The sequence below is a fragment of the Pectobacterium parvum genome (assembly GCF_020971565.1).
GTDB lineage: Bacteria > Pseudomonadota > Gammaproteobacteria > Enterobacterales > Enterobacteriaceae > Pectobacterium > Pectobacterium polare.
Genome location: NZ_CP087392.1, coordinates 64,832 through 79,749, shown reverse-complemented (window position 1 = coordinate 79,749; position 14,918 = coordinate 64,832). Strand labels below are relative to the sequence as shown.

Below are 14,918 nucleotides of genomic sequence, written 5' to 3'. Positions count from 1 at the left end.
TATGCTGTCATTACATCAGGTTTCGGCCCACTACGGAAAAATTCAGGCGCTACATCAGGTCAGCCTGCACATTAATCAGGGCGAGATAGTCACGCTGATCGGCGCGAACGGTGCCGGTAAAACCACGCTGCTGGGCACGCTGTGCGGCGATCCGCGCGCGACGGAAGGCACCATCACGTTTGACGGTAAGGACATCACAAACTGGCAGACCGCGCAGATTATGCGTGAAGCTATCGCGATTGTGCCGGAAGGGCGTCGCGTCTTTTCCCGCATGACGGTAGAAGAAAATCTGGCGAGGGGTGGGTTCTTTGCCGAGCGCGATCAGTATCAGGAACGCATTGCACGCGTCTACGATCTGTTCCCTCGTCTGTTCGAGCGACGCGCCCAGCGTTCCGGCACGATGTCCGGCGGTGAGCAGCAGATGCTGGCGATTGGCCGTGCGTTGATGAGCCAGCCGCGTTTATTGCTGCTGGACGAGCCGTCGCTGGGTCTGGCACCGATCATCATTCTGCAAATTTTCGACACGATCCAGCAACTGCGTGAAGAGGGGATGACCATCTTCCTGGTGGAGCAAAACGCCAATCAGGCGCTGAAACTGGCTGATCGGGGTTATGTACTTGAAAATGGCCATGTCGTGTTGGAAGATACCGGAGCGGCATTGTTAGCTAATGAAGCGGTACGTTCGGCCTATCTGGGCGGATAATTTTAGAGCAGATCTACCCTAAATCATTCGAGCAGCGGAACGCCAACGCGCATGCCGCTTGAAGGATGACAGGGGGAATCGTTATCGGGCCGGTTTACCAGCCTGTTTCGTAGAAGGGTTAAGAAGAGATGGCCATTGAAGGGTTGTTAGCGCACCGCATCGCTCAGTTAAAAAGTTCCGCCATCCGTGAACTGCTGAAACACAGCAAGATGGAAAATATTATCTCGCTGGCTGGCGGGATTCCGTCAGATGCATTATTTGATTTCGAAGGGCTAAGTCAGGCCACGCAGTTAGCGATTACCGAACAGCCGAAAACGGCATTCCAGTATGGCTTAACCGAAGGCAGCAGCGTGCTGCGCGATCGCATTGCCGAGCTGTGCGCCGTACGCGGCGTAAAAACGCGCGGTGACGACATTGTTGTGACGGCCGGTTCGCAGCAGGCGCTGGATCTGATCATGCGTGCGATGGTCGATCCGGGCGACGTGTTCGTCGTTGAACGCCCGACTTACCTGGCAGCGCTGCAAACGCTGGAACTGGCACAGGCGCAGGTGATGTCTGTGTCGTCCGATGCCGACGGCATGGTGGTCGATGAGCTGGAAGAGCTACTGAAGAAACAGCGCATCAAAGGCGTTTATATTGTCCCGAACTTCGGTAACCCGAGCGGCGTGACGCTGAGCTATGAACGTCGCCTGAAATTGATTCAGCTGGCAGAGCGCTACGGTTTTGTCATTATCGAAGACGATCCCTATGGTGAGCTGCGCTTCACCGAAGAGCGCAACCCAACGCTGTTCCAACTGGCGGAAGAGAAACTGGGTAGCACGGAATACGTGCTGTATACCTCTACGTTCTCGAAGGTGCTGGCGCCGGGATTACGTCTCGGCTGGGCGATTCTGCCGGATTGGCTGTTGCACAAAGTCGCGATTATCAAACAGGCCGCTGACCTGCATGCCAGCGCACTGTCGCAGACCGTCGCGGAATGCTATCTGGGGCTGGGACGTCTGGATACGCAGATCGAGAAAATTCGCCACGCGTATAAGCACAAAGGCGAACTGCTGGCACAGCTGGTCGAGAAGGAACTGGGTGATGTCATCACCTTCAACCAGCCGAAGGGCGGGATGTTCCTGTGGGCGAAGTTCCGTCAAGACGATTTCAACACGACGGAATGGCTGAAGAGGACGCTGGAGCAGGGCGTTGTCTTCGTGCCGGGTGAGTTCTTCTTCCCAGACAATATCGATTACTCAACGCTGCGTCTGTCCTTTGCGACAGCAACGGATGAACAAATGCATGAAGCGGTGGCTCGCCTGCGTCGGGCGCTGTAATCACTGATAGTGGCCCACTCAGGTAGGCTCTTTCATCACCCTGCCACCAGCACCTCAACCCCCATTTTGCTTAGCGCGTCTTTGGCGGCGGCGGGTAGGCCGTCGTCAGTGATGATGCTGTCAAATACGTTGAGGGGCGTGGCGAGAGGGGTGGCGATGCGGCCGTATTTTGAGGTGTCGCACAGTAGGACGCACTTGCTGCTGGCGTCGACCGCCGCGCGTTTCACCACGACTTTGTCTTCATTCGGCGTGGACAGCCCGCGCAGGCTCCACGAAGAGGCGGAGATAAAGGCGATGTCGATAAACAGATTGCGCAGCGCCTGAGCGACAGCTTCACCAATGCAGGATCGGTTCTCCCGACACAGCGTGCCGCCCGTATGGATCATGCGGCACTGGCTGGACTCAATCAGAAAGGCAGCGATAACAAAATCGTTAGTGACAATCAGCAGATCGTCGCGCTCTGCCAGTTCGCGCGCCAGTGATAGCGTGGTAGTGCCCGCATCCAGATAAATGCAGCTATTGAACGGGATATGCTGCGCCGCCAGTTTGCCAATCGCCTCTTTCTGCTGGCTGAACATCACCGATTTATCCTGATGCGACGGCTCAATCGCCAGCCGTTCGGGCGAGCGCACGCCGCCGGAGACACTCAGCAACAGGCCATCCTGTTCCAGTTTTTGCACATCACGCCGCACCGTCATATGCGACACGCCCAGTCGCTCGGTCAGCTCGTTAATGCTTACTGCGCCACGCTCGGCGATCAGCGCCAGAATCTGTTGATGACGTTCTACTGGAATCACGCTGTCCGTTCCCTGTTTGATTGTGCTGGTCTGATAAATATGGGGGCTGATAAATATTGTGAGAAACACCCCGTTTGATGACGATAATTATCATAAATTCACGTCAGAAACCACGCCAGACATAACAACCTTTTTCACCACTCGCTGCCAAAATAGAAATAATCTACTGATATATAAAAATAATAATGGAAATCATCTTCCCAGCGTGGTTCAGCTACACTGAATCATCACGCCCTCAATGTTAATTTATGTGATAAAAATCACCACAATTTGTTCTGATAGTCCTTATATTTAACACCAGAGAACAAAAAATCACTAATTTTAACAAGGCAACCACGATGAAAAAGACTTCTGATTATGCTGTCGCCGTTATCGGTCTGGGTTCCATGGGCTTTGGCGCTGCGGCGTCCTGCATCAACGCTGGCCTGACGACATACGGCGTCGATATCAATCCGCAGGCACTGGAGCGCTTACGTCAGGCGGGTGCGGCACAGGCCGACACGCGTATTGATGCCTTCGCTGACAAGCTGGATGCCGTCGTGCTGCTGGTAGTGAATGCAGCACAGGTGAATGGGATTCTGTTCGGTGAACCGCAGGTCGCGGCGAAACTCAAGCCCGGCACCGTAGTCATGGTGTCTTCCACTATCTCCGCGCAGGATGCCAAAAATATCGAGCAGCGTCTGGCTGAGCATCAGCTCATCATGCTGGATGCACCGGTATCCGGCGGTGCGGTGAAAGCCGCCGCAGGCGATATGACGGTGATGGCATCCGGCTCCGATTTGGCTTTTGAGAAACTGAAACCCGTGCTCGACGCCGTCGCAGGCAAGGTCTACCGCATCGGTGAAGAGATCGGATTGGGTGCGACCGTTAAAATTATCCACCAACTGTTGGCAGGCGTACACATCGCCGCTGGGGCAGAAGCGATGGCGCTGGCCGCGCGTGCCGATATCCCGCTGGATATCATGTACGACGTGGTGACCAACGCCGCCGGGAATTCCTGGATGTTTGAGAACCGCATGCGCCATGTGGTAGACGGTGACTACACGCCGAAATCCGCCGTTGATATCTTCGTGAAAGATCTGGGGCTGGTCACCGACACCGCCAAATCACTCCATTTCCCGCTGCCGCTGGCTTCCACCGCGTTCAACATGTTTACCGCCGCCAGCAACGCTGGATTCGGTAAAGAAGACGACAGCGCGGTCATCAAGATTTTTAACGGCATTACGCTGCCGGAAAAGAAGGAGGCGCCATGATCAAGCTAGGTGTGATTGCCGACGATTTTACCGGTGCCACGGATATCGCCAGCTTTCTGGTCAACAACGGGCTGCCGACCGTGCAGCTCAACGGCATACCGCCGTCCGACTTTAAGGTTGAGACGCAGGCCGTGGTGATTAGCCTGAAGTCGCGCTCCTGCCCGGCGGAGCAGGCCGTGGCGGATTCACTCAAGGCGCTGGCGTGGCTGCAACAGCAAGGCTGCCAGCAGTTCTACTTTAAATATTGCTCCACCTTCGACAGCACCGCGAAAGGCAACATCGGTCCGGTGACCGATGCGCTGTTAGCGCAGCTTGGCGAAACGCAAACCATCATCTCTCCGGCGCTGCCGGTGAACGGCAGAACGGTCTATCAGGGACATTTATTCGTGATGGATCAGTTGCTGTCTGAATCCGGGATGCGCCACCATCCAGTCACGCCGATGACGGACAGCAACCTGATGCGCGTTATGGAGCAGCAGGCAGCCGGACGCTGCGGGCTAGTGCCGTATGCCGTGATGGATCAGGGTGCAGAGGCCGTTAAGCAGCGACTGGCGCAGTTGAAAGAACAAGGCATACGCTATGTGGTGCTGGATACGTTGAACGAACAGCACCTGCTGACACAGGGCGAAGCGCTGCGCGACATGAAGCTGGTCACCGGCGGTTCCGGCTTGGCAATTGGTCTGGCACGCCAGTGGGCAGAGCCCGCGACACAAACGGGTTCCGCAACCGAGGCGGGTAAGCCGCAGCCCGGCGCAGGCGTTGTGCTGTCCGGCTCCTGTTCGGTGATGACCAACAAGCAGGTTGCCCACTATCTGAAACAGGCAGCGGGGCACGCGATTGACGTCGCTCGCTGCTTAGAAAGCGATGACGCTCAACAAGCCTACGTGCAGGAACTGGCAGACTGGGTAAAAGCACATCGTGGCGACGCACTCGCTCCGCTGCTGTACGCCACTTCATCACCCGATGAACTGGCGCAGATTCAGCAGCGCTGGGGGGCGGAAGCCAGCAGTCAGGCGGTGGAGAAGCTATTTGCCGCCGTCGCCCACCAGCTTCAGCAGGATGGCTTCCAGCGCTTCATCATCGCGGGCGGTGAAACCTCCAGCATCGTGGTGCAAACGCTGGGCATTCACGCGTTCCATATCGGGCCGTCCATTTCTCCCGGCGTGCCGTGGGTGCGTTCCACCAATCATCCGCTCTCGCTGGCGTTGAAATCCGGCAATTTCGGTGATGAAGACTTTTTTGCCCGCGCCCAAAAGGAGTTTGCCGCATGAGTGAAAAATACCACAGCACCGAGGCTGCGCTAAACAGCGAACAGCGCGCACGCGCGGAAATGGTCAAGCTGGGCGCGTCCTTTTTCCAGCGCGGCTACGCCACCGGTTCCGCGGGCAATCTCTCACTGCTACTGGATGACGGCACGCTGCTGGCAACGCCGACCGGCTCTTGCCTCGGCGAACTGGATGCCGAGCGGCTGTCCAAAGTCAGCCTGAGCGGCGAGTGGATCTCCGGGGATAAGCCGTCGAAAGAAGTCAGCTTTCACCTGTCGATTTACCGTAACGACCCAGACTGTAAGGCGATCGTTCACCTGCACAGCACCTACCTGACGGCGCTCTCGTGTCTGGAAGGGCTGGACACACAGGATGCTATCAAGCCGTTCACACCTTATGTGGTGATGCGCGTCGGTAAAGTGCCCGTCGTTCCTTATTACCGCCCCGGCGATGCGCGACTCGGTGAAGATCTGGCGAAGCTGGCTTCGCGTTACAAGGCGTTCTTATTGGCTAACCACGGCCCCGTCGTCACTGGCAAAGATCTACGTGCAGCGGCGGACAACATGGAAGAGCTGGAAGAAACCGCCAAGCTGATTTTTATTCTCGGTGACCGAAAAATTCGCTACCTCACCGCTGACGATATTGCAGAGCTCTCTTGATGAGACATTTTTACCGAGGAGTTAACCATGCCTAAGTTTGCTGCCAATCTTTCTATGCTGTTTACCGACGTACCGTTTCTCGATCGTTTTAAAGCCGCTGCCGATGCGGGTTTCACCTCGGTCGAGTACCTGTTTCCTTATGAATATCCGGCACCGCTGCTGGCGGAAAAGCTGCGGGAAAATGGCCTGAAGCAGGTGTTGTTCAATACCGCGCCCGGCAATATTGCGGTGGGTGAATGGGGCGTTTCTGCCCTGCCCGACCGTGTTGAAGATGCCCGCCGGGATATCGATAACGCTCTGGAATATGCGCTGGCGCTCAACTGTCCTTCGGTGCTGGTGAGGGGGGGCGTCGTGCCGCCCGGTGAAGACCGTGCCGCCTATCAGCAAACTTTCATCGATAACCTACGCTACGCCGCCGATAAATTTGCACCACACGGCATCAACATCATGATTGAGGCGCTGAGTGCGAAGGTGAAACCGAATTATCTGTTCGCCAGTCAGTATCAGGCGCTGGAATTAGCCAATCTGATCGATCGCCCAAACGTTTATATCCAGCTGGATTTCTTCCACGCACAAATTGTCGATGGCAACCTGACGCAAATTATTCACGATTTGGCTGGCCGCATCGGACATATTCAAATTGCTTCGGTTCCTGCGCGACATGAACCCGATGAAGGGGAAATTAATTATCCGTTCATCTTTGCCGAATTGGATCGCGTGAATTATTCCGGCTGGGTTGGCTGTGAATATAACCCACGCGGGAAAACCGAAGACGGGTTGGGATGGGCTAAACCCTATCTGAAGAAATAAGTTATCGCGGAAAATATTGCTGTTCCCATAAAAGAATAAACACCAGAGACATATTTATAAAATATCGAGAAAAGGTCAGGTTCCCGCATTATTCCGATGCGGGAATCAGGTCACCCTTTTCTTCAAATAAAACAATAACCCACTACCTTTTCAGCCTCTGAATTGAAAAGACGGGATCAATGAGGATAAGAACATGGCCACCTCGCTCTTACTCTGCATCGCTATCGCCGGGGTATTACTCCTGCTGCTGATGGTCATTACATTTAAAATTCAGCCCTTTGTCGCCCTGCTGGTTGTCAGCCTATTGGTTGCATTAGCTACTGGGATACCCACAGAAGAAATAATGAAAGTGATGTCCAGTGGAATGGGGGGGGTGCTCGGTTCGATCACCATGATCATTGGACTAGGTGCCATGCTGGGAAAAATGATCGAAGTTTCTGGCGGTGCTGAGTCTTTGGCGAAGACATTCACGCAAACGCTGGGAGAAAAACGCGTCATTGCTGCATTAACCATAGCGGCATTTATTCTCGGTATTCCGGTATTCTTTGACGTTGGTTTTATTATTCTGGCACCGATTATTTACGGCTTCGCAAAAGTCGCCAAAGTCTCTCCACTTAAATTCGGTCTACCCGTCGCGGGCGTGATGTTAACGGTTCACGTCGCTCTTCCTCCTCATCCTGGCCCGGTTGCCGCAGCCAGTTTGTTAAAAGCCGATGTGGGTTGGTTAACGATATTAGGGCTGGCGATCTCTATTCCTGTCGGCATCATCGGTTTCTGGGCTGCCAAATATATTAACCGTCGGCAGTACACACTCTCTGTTGATGTGCTGGAGCAATTGCAATTAGCAAAAAGCGAAGACAAAAGCGAAGGGGTGTCACATAAGAATGCACCTTCCGCCAGCCTGGTGACTGCGCTGATCGTCATTCCTATCGCCATTATTATGCTCGGCACCGTGGCGGCGACGCTGTTCCCAGCAGGCCATCCACTACGCAATATTACCACCTTGGTCGGTTCCCCTACCGTTGCACTGCTTATCGCGCTGGCGCTAGCCTTTTACTTTATTGCTATGCGAAGAGGTTGGTCGCTTGAAAAAACCGGCAACATTATGGGCAATGCGATGCCTGCTGCTGCCGTGGTCATTATGGTGACCGGTGCCGGTGGCGTGTTCGGTAAAGTGCTGGTGGAATCGGGCATCGGTAAAGCGCTGGCGGATACGCTGACCAGCATTCACCTGCCGCTGGTGCCTGCCGCATTTATTCTGTCGCTGGCGCTGCGTGCCTCGCAAGGTTCGGCCACCGTTGCCATTCTCACCACCTGCGGCCTGCTGAGCGAAGCCGTTAGCGGCCTGAACCAGATGCAACTGGTGCTGGTGACGCTCTCTGCCTGCTTTGGCGGGCTGGGCCTGTCGCACGTCAATGACTCCGGCTTCTGGATCGTCACCAAATATCTTGGGCTGTCCGTCGCCGATGGCCTGCGCACCTGGACAGTGCTGACGACTATCCTCGGGCTGGCCGGGTTCCTCTTCACCTGGGCGCTGTGGCTGGTGCTGTAAAGTGTGAAATTTCACAATGGGGAGGCGGCGGCTTCCTCATTGGTATCAACTGAATACTGCATGTACCTACCCCTTTTATGCTAAAAAATGCGCCCTTTTTACTCCTATACTCCACATCTGCCCGTTTTTATTCTGCCTTTATAATATCGCTTGGGTAAGCAACAACGCGTTTTCCTGCCCATTCTCGCAAATTGGCATACCGCACACATTATGTAATCAGACGTGCACCCCATTCCTGACCTGTCGTAAAGGATGACCAATCTGTAAGGCAAAGCCTGCATCAATCAATGAAAAATAATAAAGGAACATTATGAATTTTCTATCAAAAATGAAACTTGGCACCATGCTGGGCGCAGGTTTCGCCTCTGTCATCATCATCGGTCTGATGGTTGCCATTCTGGGACGCGTCCATCTCGCCAATCTGGGTAAAGATATTGAATCGCTCTCTGAAAAAAATCTGGCCAACCTGCTTCTGATTCAGGACACCAAGAGTGGTTTTGAGGTTGTCGCCCGTGTCGTCCGTAATATCGGGCTCTCACAAGACGGCGCCCGTATCCAGGAAGAAAAACACCTCTTCGACCAGCAAATTATCCGTAATAACGAAGCCTTAGCGAAAGTCTACAAACAGCTTGCCGAACCGGAGGCACGTGCCTTGCTGGAACAGCTCGCGCAGGCACGTCCGGCTTATCTGAAAGCGGTAAATAAGGCCATTGAATTAAGCCTCTCTGGGGTGCCAGAAGAGAAAGTGCAGGCCGCGTTAGTCATGGTCAATGAAATGCCACCTGCACAGGCTTCGGTTTTCGCGGCTCTGGACGGACTGACTGCGTTACAGAAAAAACAGACGATGGAAACGACGACCAACGCCATAAATAAAGCTAGGGACGATGGAAATACGCTGCTGCTGTTCGCGGCGTTCGCGGTCTTCATCGGGATTTTTATCTCCATCCTGATCACTCGCACGATAAAAAACCTGCTGGGTGGCGAAGTGGCTTACGCCGCACATATCGCCCAAGAAGTTGCGCAGGGAAATCTGGCAGTAGCCGTCAATCTGCGCCCCGGTGATGACCACAGCGTGCTGGCAGCCATGAACGGTATGCGCCAAAGCCTAAGTGGAATTGTTGAACAGGTGCGTGAGAGCAGTGAATCGATCGCAACCGGTGCTAGCCAGATTGCCGCTGGCAGCACCGACCTCAGTCAGCGTACGGAAGAGCAGGCGGCCAACCTGCAACAAACCGCAGCGTCAATGGAAGAAATGAGCCAGACCGTCCGCCAAAACACCGAGACGGTGCGTAATGCCACGCAGTTGGCGCAGGCCGCCAGCGATACCGCCGCCAAAGGGGGCAAAGCCGTCGGCAATATCGTGATAACCATGAAAGAAATCACTGACAGCTCGCACAAAATTGGCGACATCATTAGCGTCATCGACGGCATCGCTTTCCAGACCAACATTCTGGCGCTTAACGCCGCAGTGGAAGCCGCACGGGCTGGCGAACAAGGCCGTGGTTTTGCGGTAGTAGCAGGGGAAGTGCGTTCTCTGGCGCAACGCTCTGCTTCCGCGGCGAAAGAAATCAAAGAGCTGATCGGCCACAGCGTCGAGAAAGTGGAAGCGGGTTCCGTCATGGTGAACAGCGCTGGCGTGACAATTGAAGAACTGGTGCGCCAGGCACAGGATGTTGCCGGTCTGCTTAACGAAATTGGCGTCACCACGCAGGAACAAGAATCTGGCGTTTCACAGATTCATGATGCCGTTAACCAGCTTGATCAGGTCACGCAGCAGAATGCCGCACTCGTTGAGCAATCCGCTTCCGCCGCCGATAGCCTGAGCGATCAGGCTGCCCGTCTGGTCGAACTGATGAAAGTGTTCATCGTTGAAGGCGGATCGTCACAGCGTATTGCACCGCCGTTGAAACGGCCTGACAGCGCCAAACTCTCTCTCGCCAATCCTAAAAGCAGCATGGGAAGCGATAGCCAAAACTGGGAGCAGTTCTAATTCTACGCGGGGGATGGATCGCGCATCCCCCACTCTACTTTCACACCCCTTCACCGCCAGCATCATCCATTCCCTGCGTTTCCTGTTTTTTCCTCATCCGCCTGCGGCAATATCGACAATTAAAATCAATGTTTTCGCTGGTTATGCCGATATCCTAGAGTGGACTGCTTGGTTATTCATCAGAAGGATTTAGAAACCGCAGCCGTACATTGCTCTCGTCGTGCAGAAGAAAACACGCGCAATAACAATAAATAGTGTCAATAAGTCATGAGGATAACATGCAGAATAAAAGAAAAATGAAACTGGGTACTCAGGTCGGTTCGGGTTTTGCCATTGTTATTGTTATCGGCCTATTAGTGGCCATTTTCGGCAGAATGCATCTGGTTGGCCTCGGTAATACCACTGACAGGCTGGCCAAACACCACCTTGCCAACCTCATCGTGCTACAAGAATTGAAAGATAACCTTAACGTCACGATCAAAGCCACGTTGCGTATGCTTATCGCGACCGAACAAAAGGTTCTGGAAGACAATCAAAAACTGATTGAAGCCACGAGCGCCAAAAACACGAAGCTCGTCACTCAGTTGGAAGAAAATTTACGGGCAACCGAGGTTCGCAATATTCTGGGTGAACTTCAGCAAAATCGTACTGAATTTGCCACCGTTGGCCGCCAGGCTGTCGCGCTGTCACTCAGCAATAGGCAGGCTGAATCTATTGAGTTGGTTAAAACCCAGCTTGAACCCATACAAACCAAGCTTTTTAACAATCTGAACAGCATGATTCAGTTGCAGAAAGACTACACCACGCAAACGGCAACCAACGCCATTGAAGAGTCCTACTATGATGGCAATTCACTGCTGGTTCTGGCCGTCATCGCCTCCTTGTTTGGTGCAGGCATCGCTTGGCTAATTACCCGCCACATCAAGAAGCAACTGGGGGGTGAACCCGCCTATGCCACACAGGTCACACAGGAAATCGCGCAAGGTAATCTCGCGATACCGGTCGATCTGGCGTCGGGTGACAATACCAGCTTGCTGTTTGCGATGAATAACATGCGCAAAAGCTTAAGCAGCATTGTGGAGCAAGTGCGTGAGAGCAGCGAATCTATCGCAACCGGTGCCAGCCAGATTGCCGCAGGCAGCACTGACCTCAGCCAGCGCACGGAAGAGCAGGCCGCGAATCTGCAACAAACCGCCGCCTCAACGGAAGAAATGAGCCAAACCGTGCGTCAGAATGCCGATACGGTGCGCAATGCCGCTCAATTGGCGCAGGCCGCCAGCAATACCGCGGCTAAAGGCGGTGAAGCCGTCGGTAATATCGTTATCACCATGAAAGAAATTACCGACAGCTCGCACAAAATTGGCGACATCATTAGTGTCATCGACGGTATTGCTTTCCAGACCAACATTCTGGCGCTTAACGCCGCGGTGGAAGCCGCCCGAGCGGGTGAGCAAGGTCGTGGCTTTGCGGTGGTAGCAGGCGAGGTTCGCTCGCTGGCACAGCGCTCCGCAACAGCGGCCAAAGAGATTAAAGAACTAATCGGTCACAGCGTCGAGAAAGTCGAGGTTGGCTCCAGACTGGTCAGCGATGCAGGAACGACGATTGAAGAACTGGTGCGTCAGGCGCGCAACGTTGCAGATCTGATTAACGAAATTGGCGTCACCACGCAGGAACAAGAATCCGGCGTCTCGCAGATTCATGATGCGATTAACCAGCTTGATAAGGTGACGCAGCAGAATGCCGCGCTCGTTGAGCAATCCGCTTCCGCTGCCGATAGCCTGAGCGATCAAGCGGCCCATCTGGTCGAGCTGATGAAGACCTTCGCCGTTGAGGGCGGGTCGTCACAGCGCATTGCACCACAGCTGAAAAGACCTACCAGCGCCAAACTCTCTCTCGCCAATCCTAAAAGCAGCGCAGGAAACGATAAGCAAAACTGGGAAACCTTTTAACGGCCAGTCAAAAGAATCCCCAAAACCGCTGAGCAATCGGCGGTTTTTTTCAATAGGGAAAAACAATGAATAAAGAGGAAAACCAGCAATGCGTTTTATATTAAGCGCCGTTGAATAAAATCAATAAAAACGAGGAATGGCAATTTTCGATGATAAAAACATCAAATATATGAGGGTAAAAACATCATGTTGTTCGAAAAAAAGAATGAATAAAAAACAAACAATTTTTAACGTTGAATAAATAAGCAAAAAATCATAACCACCGCGTTTATACTCTAAATAATTCGAGTTTCAGGAAGGCGGCAAGCGAGGGAGTCCCGATGAGCTTACTCAAGTAAGTGATTCGGGCGAGTAAACGCAGCCAACGCACATGCAACTCGAAGTATGACGGATATATTAACATGATTGTCAATTTAGCATTACAGCCTGACCCCAGTTTATTTTTTCTCTAACCCATAGAGATATTGCGGCTTTTACCGCCACCTTTTATACTCCTGCGCCATCATTTACCCTTATTTGTATATGTACCACCGCACCAGACACGACAACCCCTTACCGGAAAGCGTGACAGGAAAAAGTAAACTTAGGATAAGTTTATTAGCCAAGGAAAACAGGCAACGATTACGGGAAAGGATATACCTGTCATTCTTCAAGCCGCATGTTTATTCATCTTTCTGCGACGCGAATCTTTAGGGTATCAACGTGATAGTACTTGCAAAATAAATACATTTTCGCAACGCCTATTTCACATTTAAAGCACGCCAGTACCAACCATATTCGTTCTCAACATATAATAAGGGACATAATGAATCTCATCAAGAATAGTAGCCTGGGTAAAATGCTAGGGACTGGCTTTACCCTGGTCATCGCTATCGGATTTCTGGTGGCTATATTTGGCCGCATCCAGCTCGACAAGCTTGGGGAAAACATCCAGCTGCTGTCGCAGGTCCGCATTACCAATCTCCTGATAATGCAGGAGTTTAAAGACAACATAAACACCAATGCCCTTGCCATCAGAAACCTGACGATGCTGGAAGACAGTCGGCAATTGCAGGAAGAGAAAGTGCGTATTGAGGAGATGATTTCCCGCAATAACGTGCTACTCAAAAAAATCCACGACAGCGCCGTCGATAAACATGCTCAGGAACTGGTCGCGGTATTGGAGCGCGTGCGCCCAGCCTATAGCAGTAGCTATACAGACGCCATCGCATTGGCAATGGCGAACAAGAACAGCGAGGCTCAACATCTGTTATTAACCGATGTGCGGGCCAAGCAGGATGCCGTCTTCAAGGCTCTGAATGACATGGTTAACTGGCAAGAAAAACTTACAGTGGAAATCGCCGACCAGTCTTTAAAGAATGCCACTAGCGCAGGTACACTGATGGTGATTATCGCCCTGCTTTCTGTCGTACTGGGGGCAATGATCTCATGGTGGATTACCCGAACCATTAAACGTCAGATCGGGGGAGAGCCAGCCTACACATTGGAAGTCACGCGTCAGGTTGCACAAGGGAATCTGGCCGTCTCGATTGAACTGCGCGACGGCGATACCACTAGCGTGCTGGCCGCGATGGAAGATATGCGTCAAAACCTGAGCAACCTCGTCGGTCAGGTGCATCAGAGCAGCGAATCTATCGCCACGGGCGCGACGCAGATTGCGATGGGCAACACCGATCTGAGCCAGCGTACAGAAGAGCAGGCCGCGAATCTTCAGGAAACCGCCGCCTCAATGGAACAAATGAATACCACGGTGAAGCAGAATGCTGCGACCGTGCGCACCGCAACAGAACTGGCCCATTCCGCCAGCACGACGGCGCAAAAAGGCGGCGATGCGGTCAGTAACGTTGTGCGCACTATGGAAGATATCACCACCAGTTCGCGTAAGATCGGCGATATTATTGGCGTCATCGATAGCATTGCTTTCCAGACCAATATTCTGGCGCTCAATGCTGCCGTTGAAGCAGCCAGAGCCGGTGAACAAGGCCGTGGCTTCGCCGTGGTCGCCGGTGAAGTACGCTCTCTGGCGCAGCGTTCCGCTTCCGCCGCGCGGGAAATCAAAAATCTGATTAGCGTCAGCGTGGCTAACGTGGAAATGGGTGAGAAGCTGGTTAACGACGCGGGCATCACCATCAAAGACATTGTCGAAAAATCTCAGCAGGTTGCCAACTTGCTCAATGAGATCGGCCTGACCACGCACGAACAGGAACAGGGCGTATCTCAGGTGAATGATGCGGTGAATCAGCTCGATCAGGTGACCCAACAGAACGCCGCGCTGGTTGAAGAATCCGCCTCCGCCGCCGACAGCCTGAGTGAGCAGGCCAGAACGCTGCTGGAATTAATGGGCGTGTTCAAAATCAGCGGCGTTCAGACGCCAGCGCCACGGCTGACGTCACAGGCGAAGAAGCCGACGGCACCGAGGCTGGCTCTGGCTGGCAAGTCAGGCAGCTCAAGCCGTGATAACTGGGAAACCTTTTAACCGTTAATCAAAAGACAGTCCAAAATCAAATCAACCCATTGTTTTAAATGGGTTGATTTGATTTTTAGCGTTCACGAACTACAAACGCAATATCTTTCCCTATTTTAATCCGCCAGAGCGTAGATAGCAGCATCAAAGCCGATCG

11 protein-coding genes are annotated in these 14,918 nt (G+C 53.2%); 10 read left to right on the top strand and 1 reads right to left on the bottom strand.

Annotated features, from left to right (window positions below; genetic code table 11):
* Nucleotide 1 precedes the first annotated feature (1 nt).
* Both livF and LOZ86_RS00335 read left to right on the top strand, forming a co-directional pair.
* Nucleotides 2–703: a high-affinity branched-chain amino acid ABC transporter ATP-binding protein LivF gene (livF, locus tag LOZ86_RS00340; protein WP_230242754.1), complete on the top strand. Its 702-nt coding sequence runs from the start codon at nt 2–4 to the stop codon at nt 701–703.
* 128 nt (nt 704–831) lie between these two features.
* Nucleotides 832–2,022, top strand: coding sequence for an aminotransferase-like domain-containing protein (locus tag LOZ86_RS00335; RefSeq protein ID WP_039485266.1), 1,191 nt, complete (start codon nt 832–834; stop codon nt 2,020–2,022).
* Between the two features lie 35 nt (nt 2,023–2,057).
* Here LOZ86_RS00335 and ygbI read toward each other — a convergent pair whose 3' ends face one another.
* The gene (ygbI, locus tag LOZ86_RS00330; protein WP_230242753.1) at nt 2,058–2,819 is read right to left on the bottom strand and encodes a DNA-binding transcriptional repressor YgbI; all 762 of its coding nucleotides are present in this window, start codon (nt 2,817–2,819) and stop codon (nt 2,058–2,060) included.
* A gap of 338 nt (nt 2,820–3,157) precedes the next feature.
* Between ygbI and ltnD the strand changes: the two genes are divergently transcribed.
* The 8 genes from ltnD to LOZ86_RS00290 all read left to right on the top strand — a co-directional run bounded on the left by ltnD (nt 3,158) and on the right by LOZ86_RS00290 (nt 14,773).
* Nucleotides 3,158–4,072, top strand: coding sequence for an L-threonate dehydrogenase (gene ltnD / locus LOZ86_RS00325; protein ID WP_014917036.1), 915 nt, complete (start codon nt 3,158–3,160; stop codon nt 4,070–4,072).
* Entirely contained in the window at nt 4,069–5,343 is a 1,275-nt protein-coding gene (gene otnK / locus LOZ86_RS00320; protein WP_039485261.1) for a 3-oxo-tetronate kinase, read from the top strand. The genes ltnD and otnK overlap by 4 nt, the downstream gene beginning before the upstream one ends.
* Nucleotides 5,340–5,996 carry a 3-oxo-tetronate 4-phosphate decarboxylase gene (gene otnC / locus LOZ86_RS00315; protein WP_039485257.1) on the top strand — a complete coding sequence of 219 codons (657 nt, stop codon included), beginning with the start codon at nt 5,340–5,342 and terminating at the stop codon, nt 5,994–5,996. The genes otnK and otnC overlap by 4 nt, the downstream gene beginning before the upstream one ends.
* 27 nt (nt 5,997–6,023) lie before the next feature.
* Nucleotides 6,024–6,806, top strand: a complete 783-nt coding sequence (gene otnI, locus LOZ86_RS00310; RefSeq protein WP_230242752.1) for a 2-oxo-tetronate isomerase — start codon at nt 6,024–6,026, stop codon at nt 6,804–6,806.
* A gap of 193 nt (nt 6,807–6,999) precedes the next feature.
* Nucleotides 7,000–8,358 (top strand): GntP family transporter, encoded by a 1,359-nt coding sequence (locus LOZ86_RS00305; protein ID WP_039485252.1) that lies wholly within the window; start codon nt 7,000–7,002, stop codon nt 8,356–8,358.
* A 310-nt stretch (nt 8,359–8,668) separates the two neighbouring features.
* The gene (locus tag LOZ86_RS00300) at nt 8,669–10,348 is read left to right on the top strand and encodes a methyl-accepting chemotaxis protein (protein ID WP_039485249.1); all 1,680 of its coding nucleotides are present in this window, start codon (nt 8,669–8,671) and stop codon (nt 10,346–10,348) included.
* Nucleotides 10,349–10,626: 278 nt separating this feature from the next.
* Nucleotides 10,627–12,297: a methyl-accepting chemotaxis protein gene (locus LOZ86_RS00295; protein WP_039485246.1), complete on the top strand. Its 1,671-nt coding sequence runs from the start codon at nt 10,627–10,629 to the stop codon at nt 12,295–12,297.
* An 805-nt stretch (nt 12,298–13,102) separates the two neighbouring features.
* On the top strand, nt 13,103–14,773 hold the full coding sequence (locus LOZ86_RS00290; protein WP_039485244.1) for a methyl-accepting chemotaxis protein: 1,671 nt from the start codon (nt 13,103–13,105) through the stop codon (nt 14,771–14,773).
* Nucleotides 14,774–14,918 lie beyond the last annotated feature (145 nt).

Excerpts from the sequence above, each read along its gene's own strand:
- ltnD (WP_014917036.1), top strand. The coding sequence starts at position 3,158 with ATGAAAAAGACTTCTGATTATGCTGTCGCCGTTATCGGTCTGGGTTCC.
- livF (WP_230242754.1), top strand. The coding sequence starts at position 2 with ATGCTGTCATTACATCAGGTTTCGGCCCACTACGGAAAAATTCAGGCG.
- LOZ86_RS00305 (WP_039485252.1), top strand. The coding sequence starts at position 7,000 with ATGGCCACCTCGCTCTTACTCTGCATCGCTATCGCCGGGGTATTACTC.
- otnK (WP_039485261.1), top strand. The coding sequence starts at position 4,069 with ATGATCAAGCTAGGTGTGATTGCCGACGATTTTACCGGTGCCACGGAT.
- otnI (WP_230242752.1), top strand. The coding sequence starts at position 6,024 with ATGCCTAAGTTTGCTGCCAATCTTTCTATGCTGTTTACCGACGTACCG.
- otnC (WP_039485257.1), top strand. The coding sequence starts at position 5,340 with ATGAGTGAAAAATACCACAGCACCGAGGCTGCGCTAAACAGCGAACAG.
- LOZ86_RS00335 (WP_039485266.1), top strand. The coding sequence starts at position 832 with ATGGCCATTGAAGGGTTGTTAGCGCACCGCATCGCTCAGTTAAAAAGT.
- LOZ86_RS00295 (WP_039485246.1), top strand. The coding sequence starts at position 10,627 with ATGCAGAATAAAAGAAAAATGAAACTGGGTACTCAGGTCGGTTCGGGT.
- LOZ86_RS00300 (WP_039485249.1), top strand. The coding sequence starts at position 8,669 with ATGAATTTTCTATCAAAAATGAAACTTGGCACCATGCTGGGCGCAGGT.
- LOZ86_RS00290 (WP_039485244.1), top strand. The coding sequence starts at position 13,103 with ATGAATCTCATCAAGAATAGTAGCCTGGGTAAAATGCTAGGGACTGGC.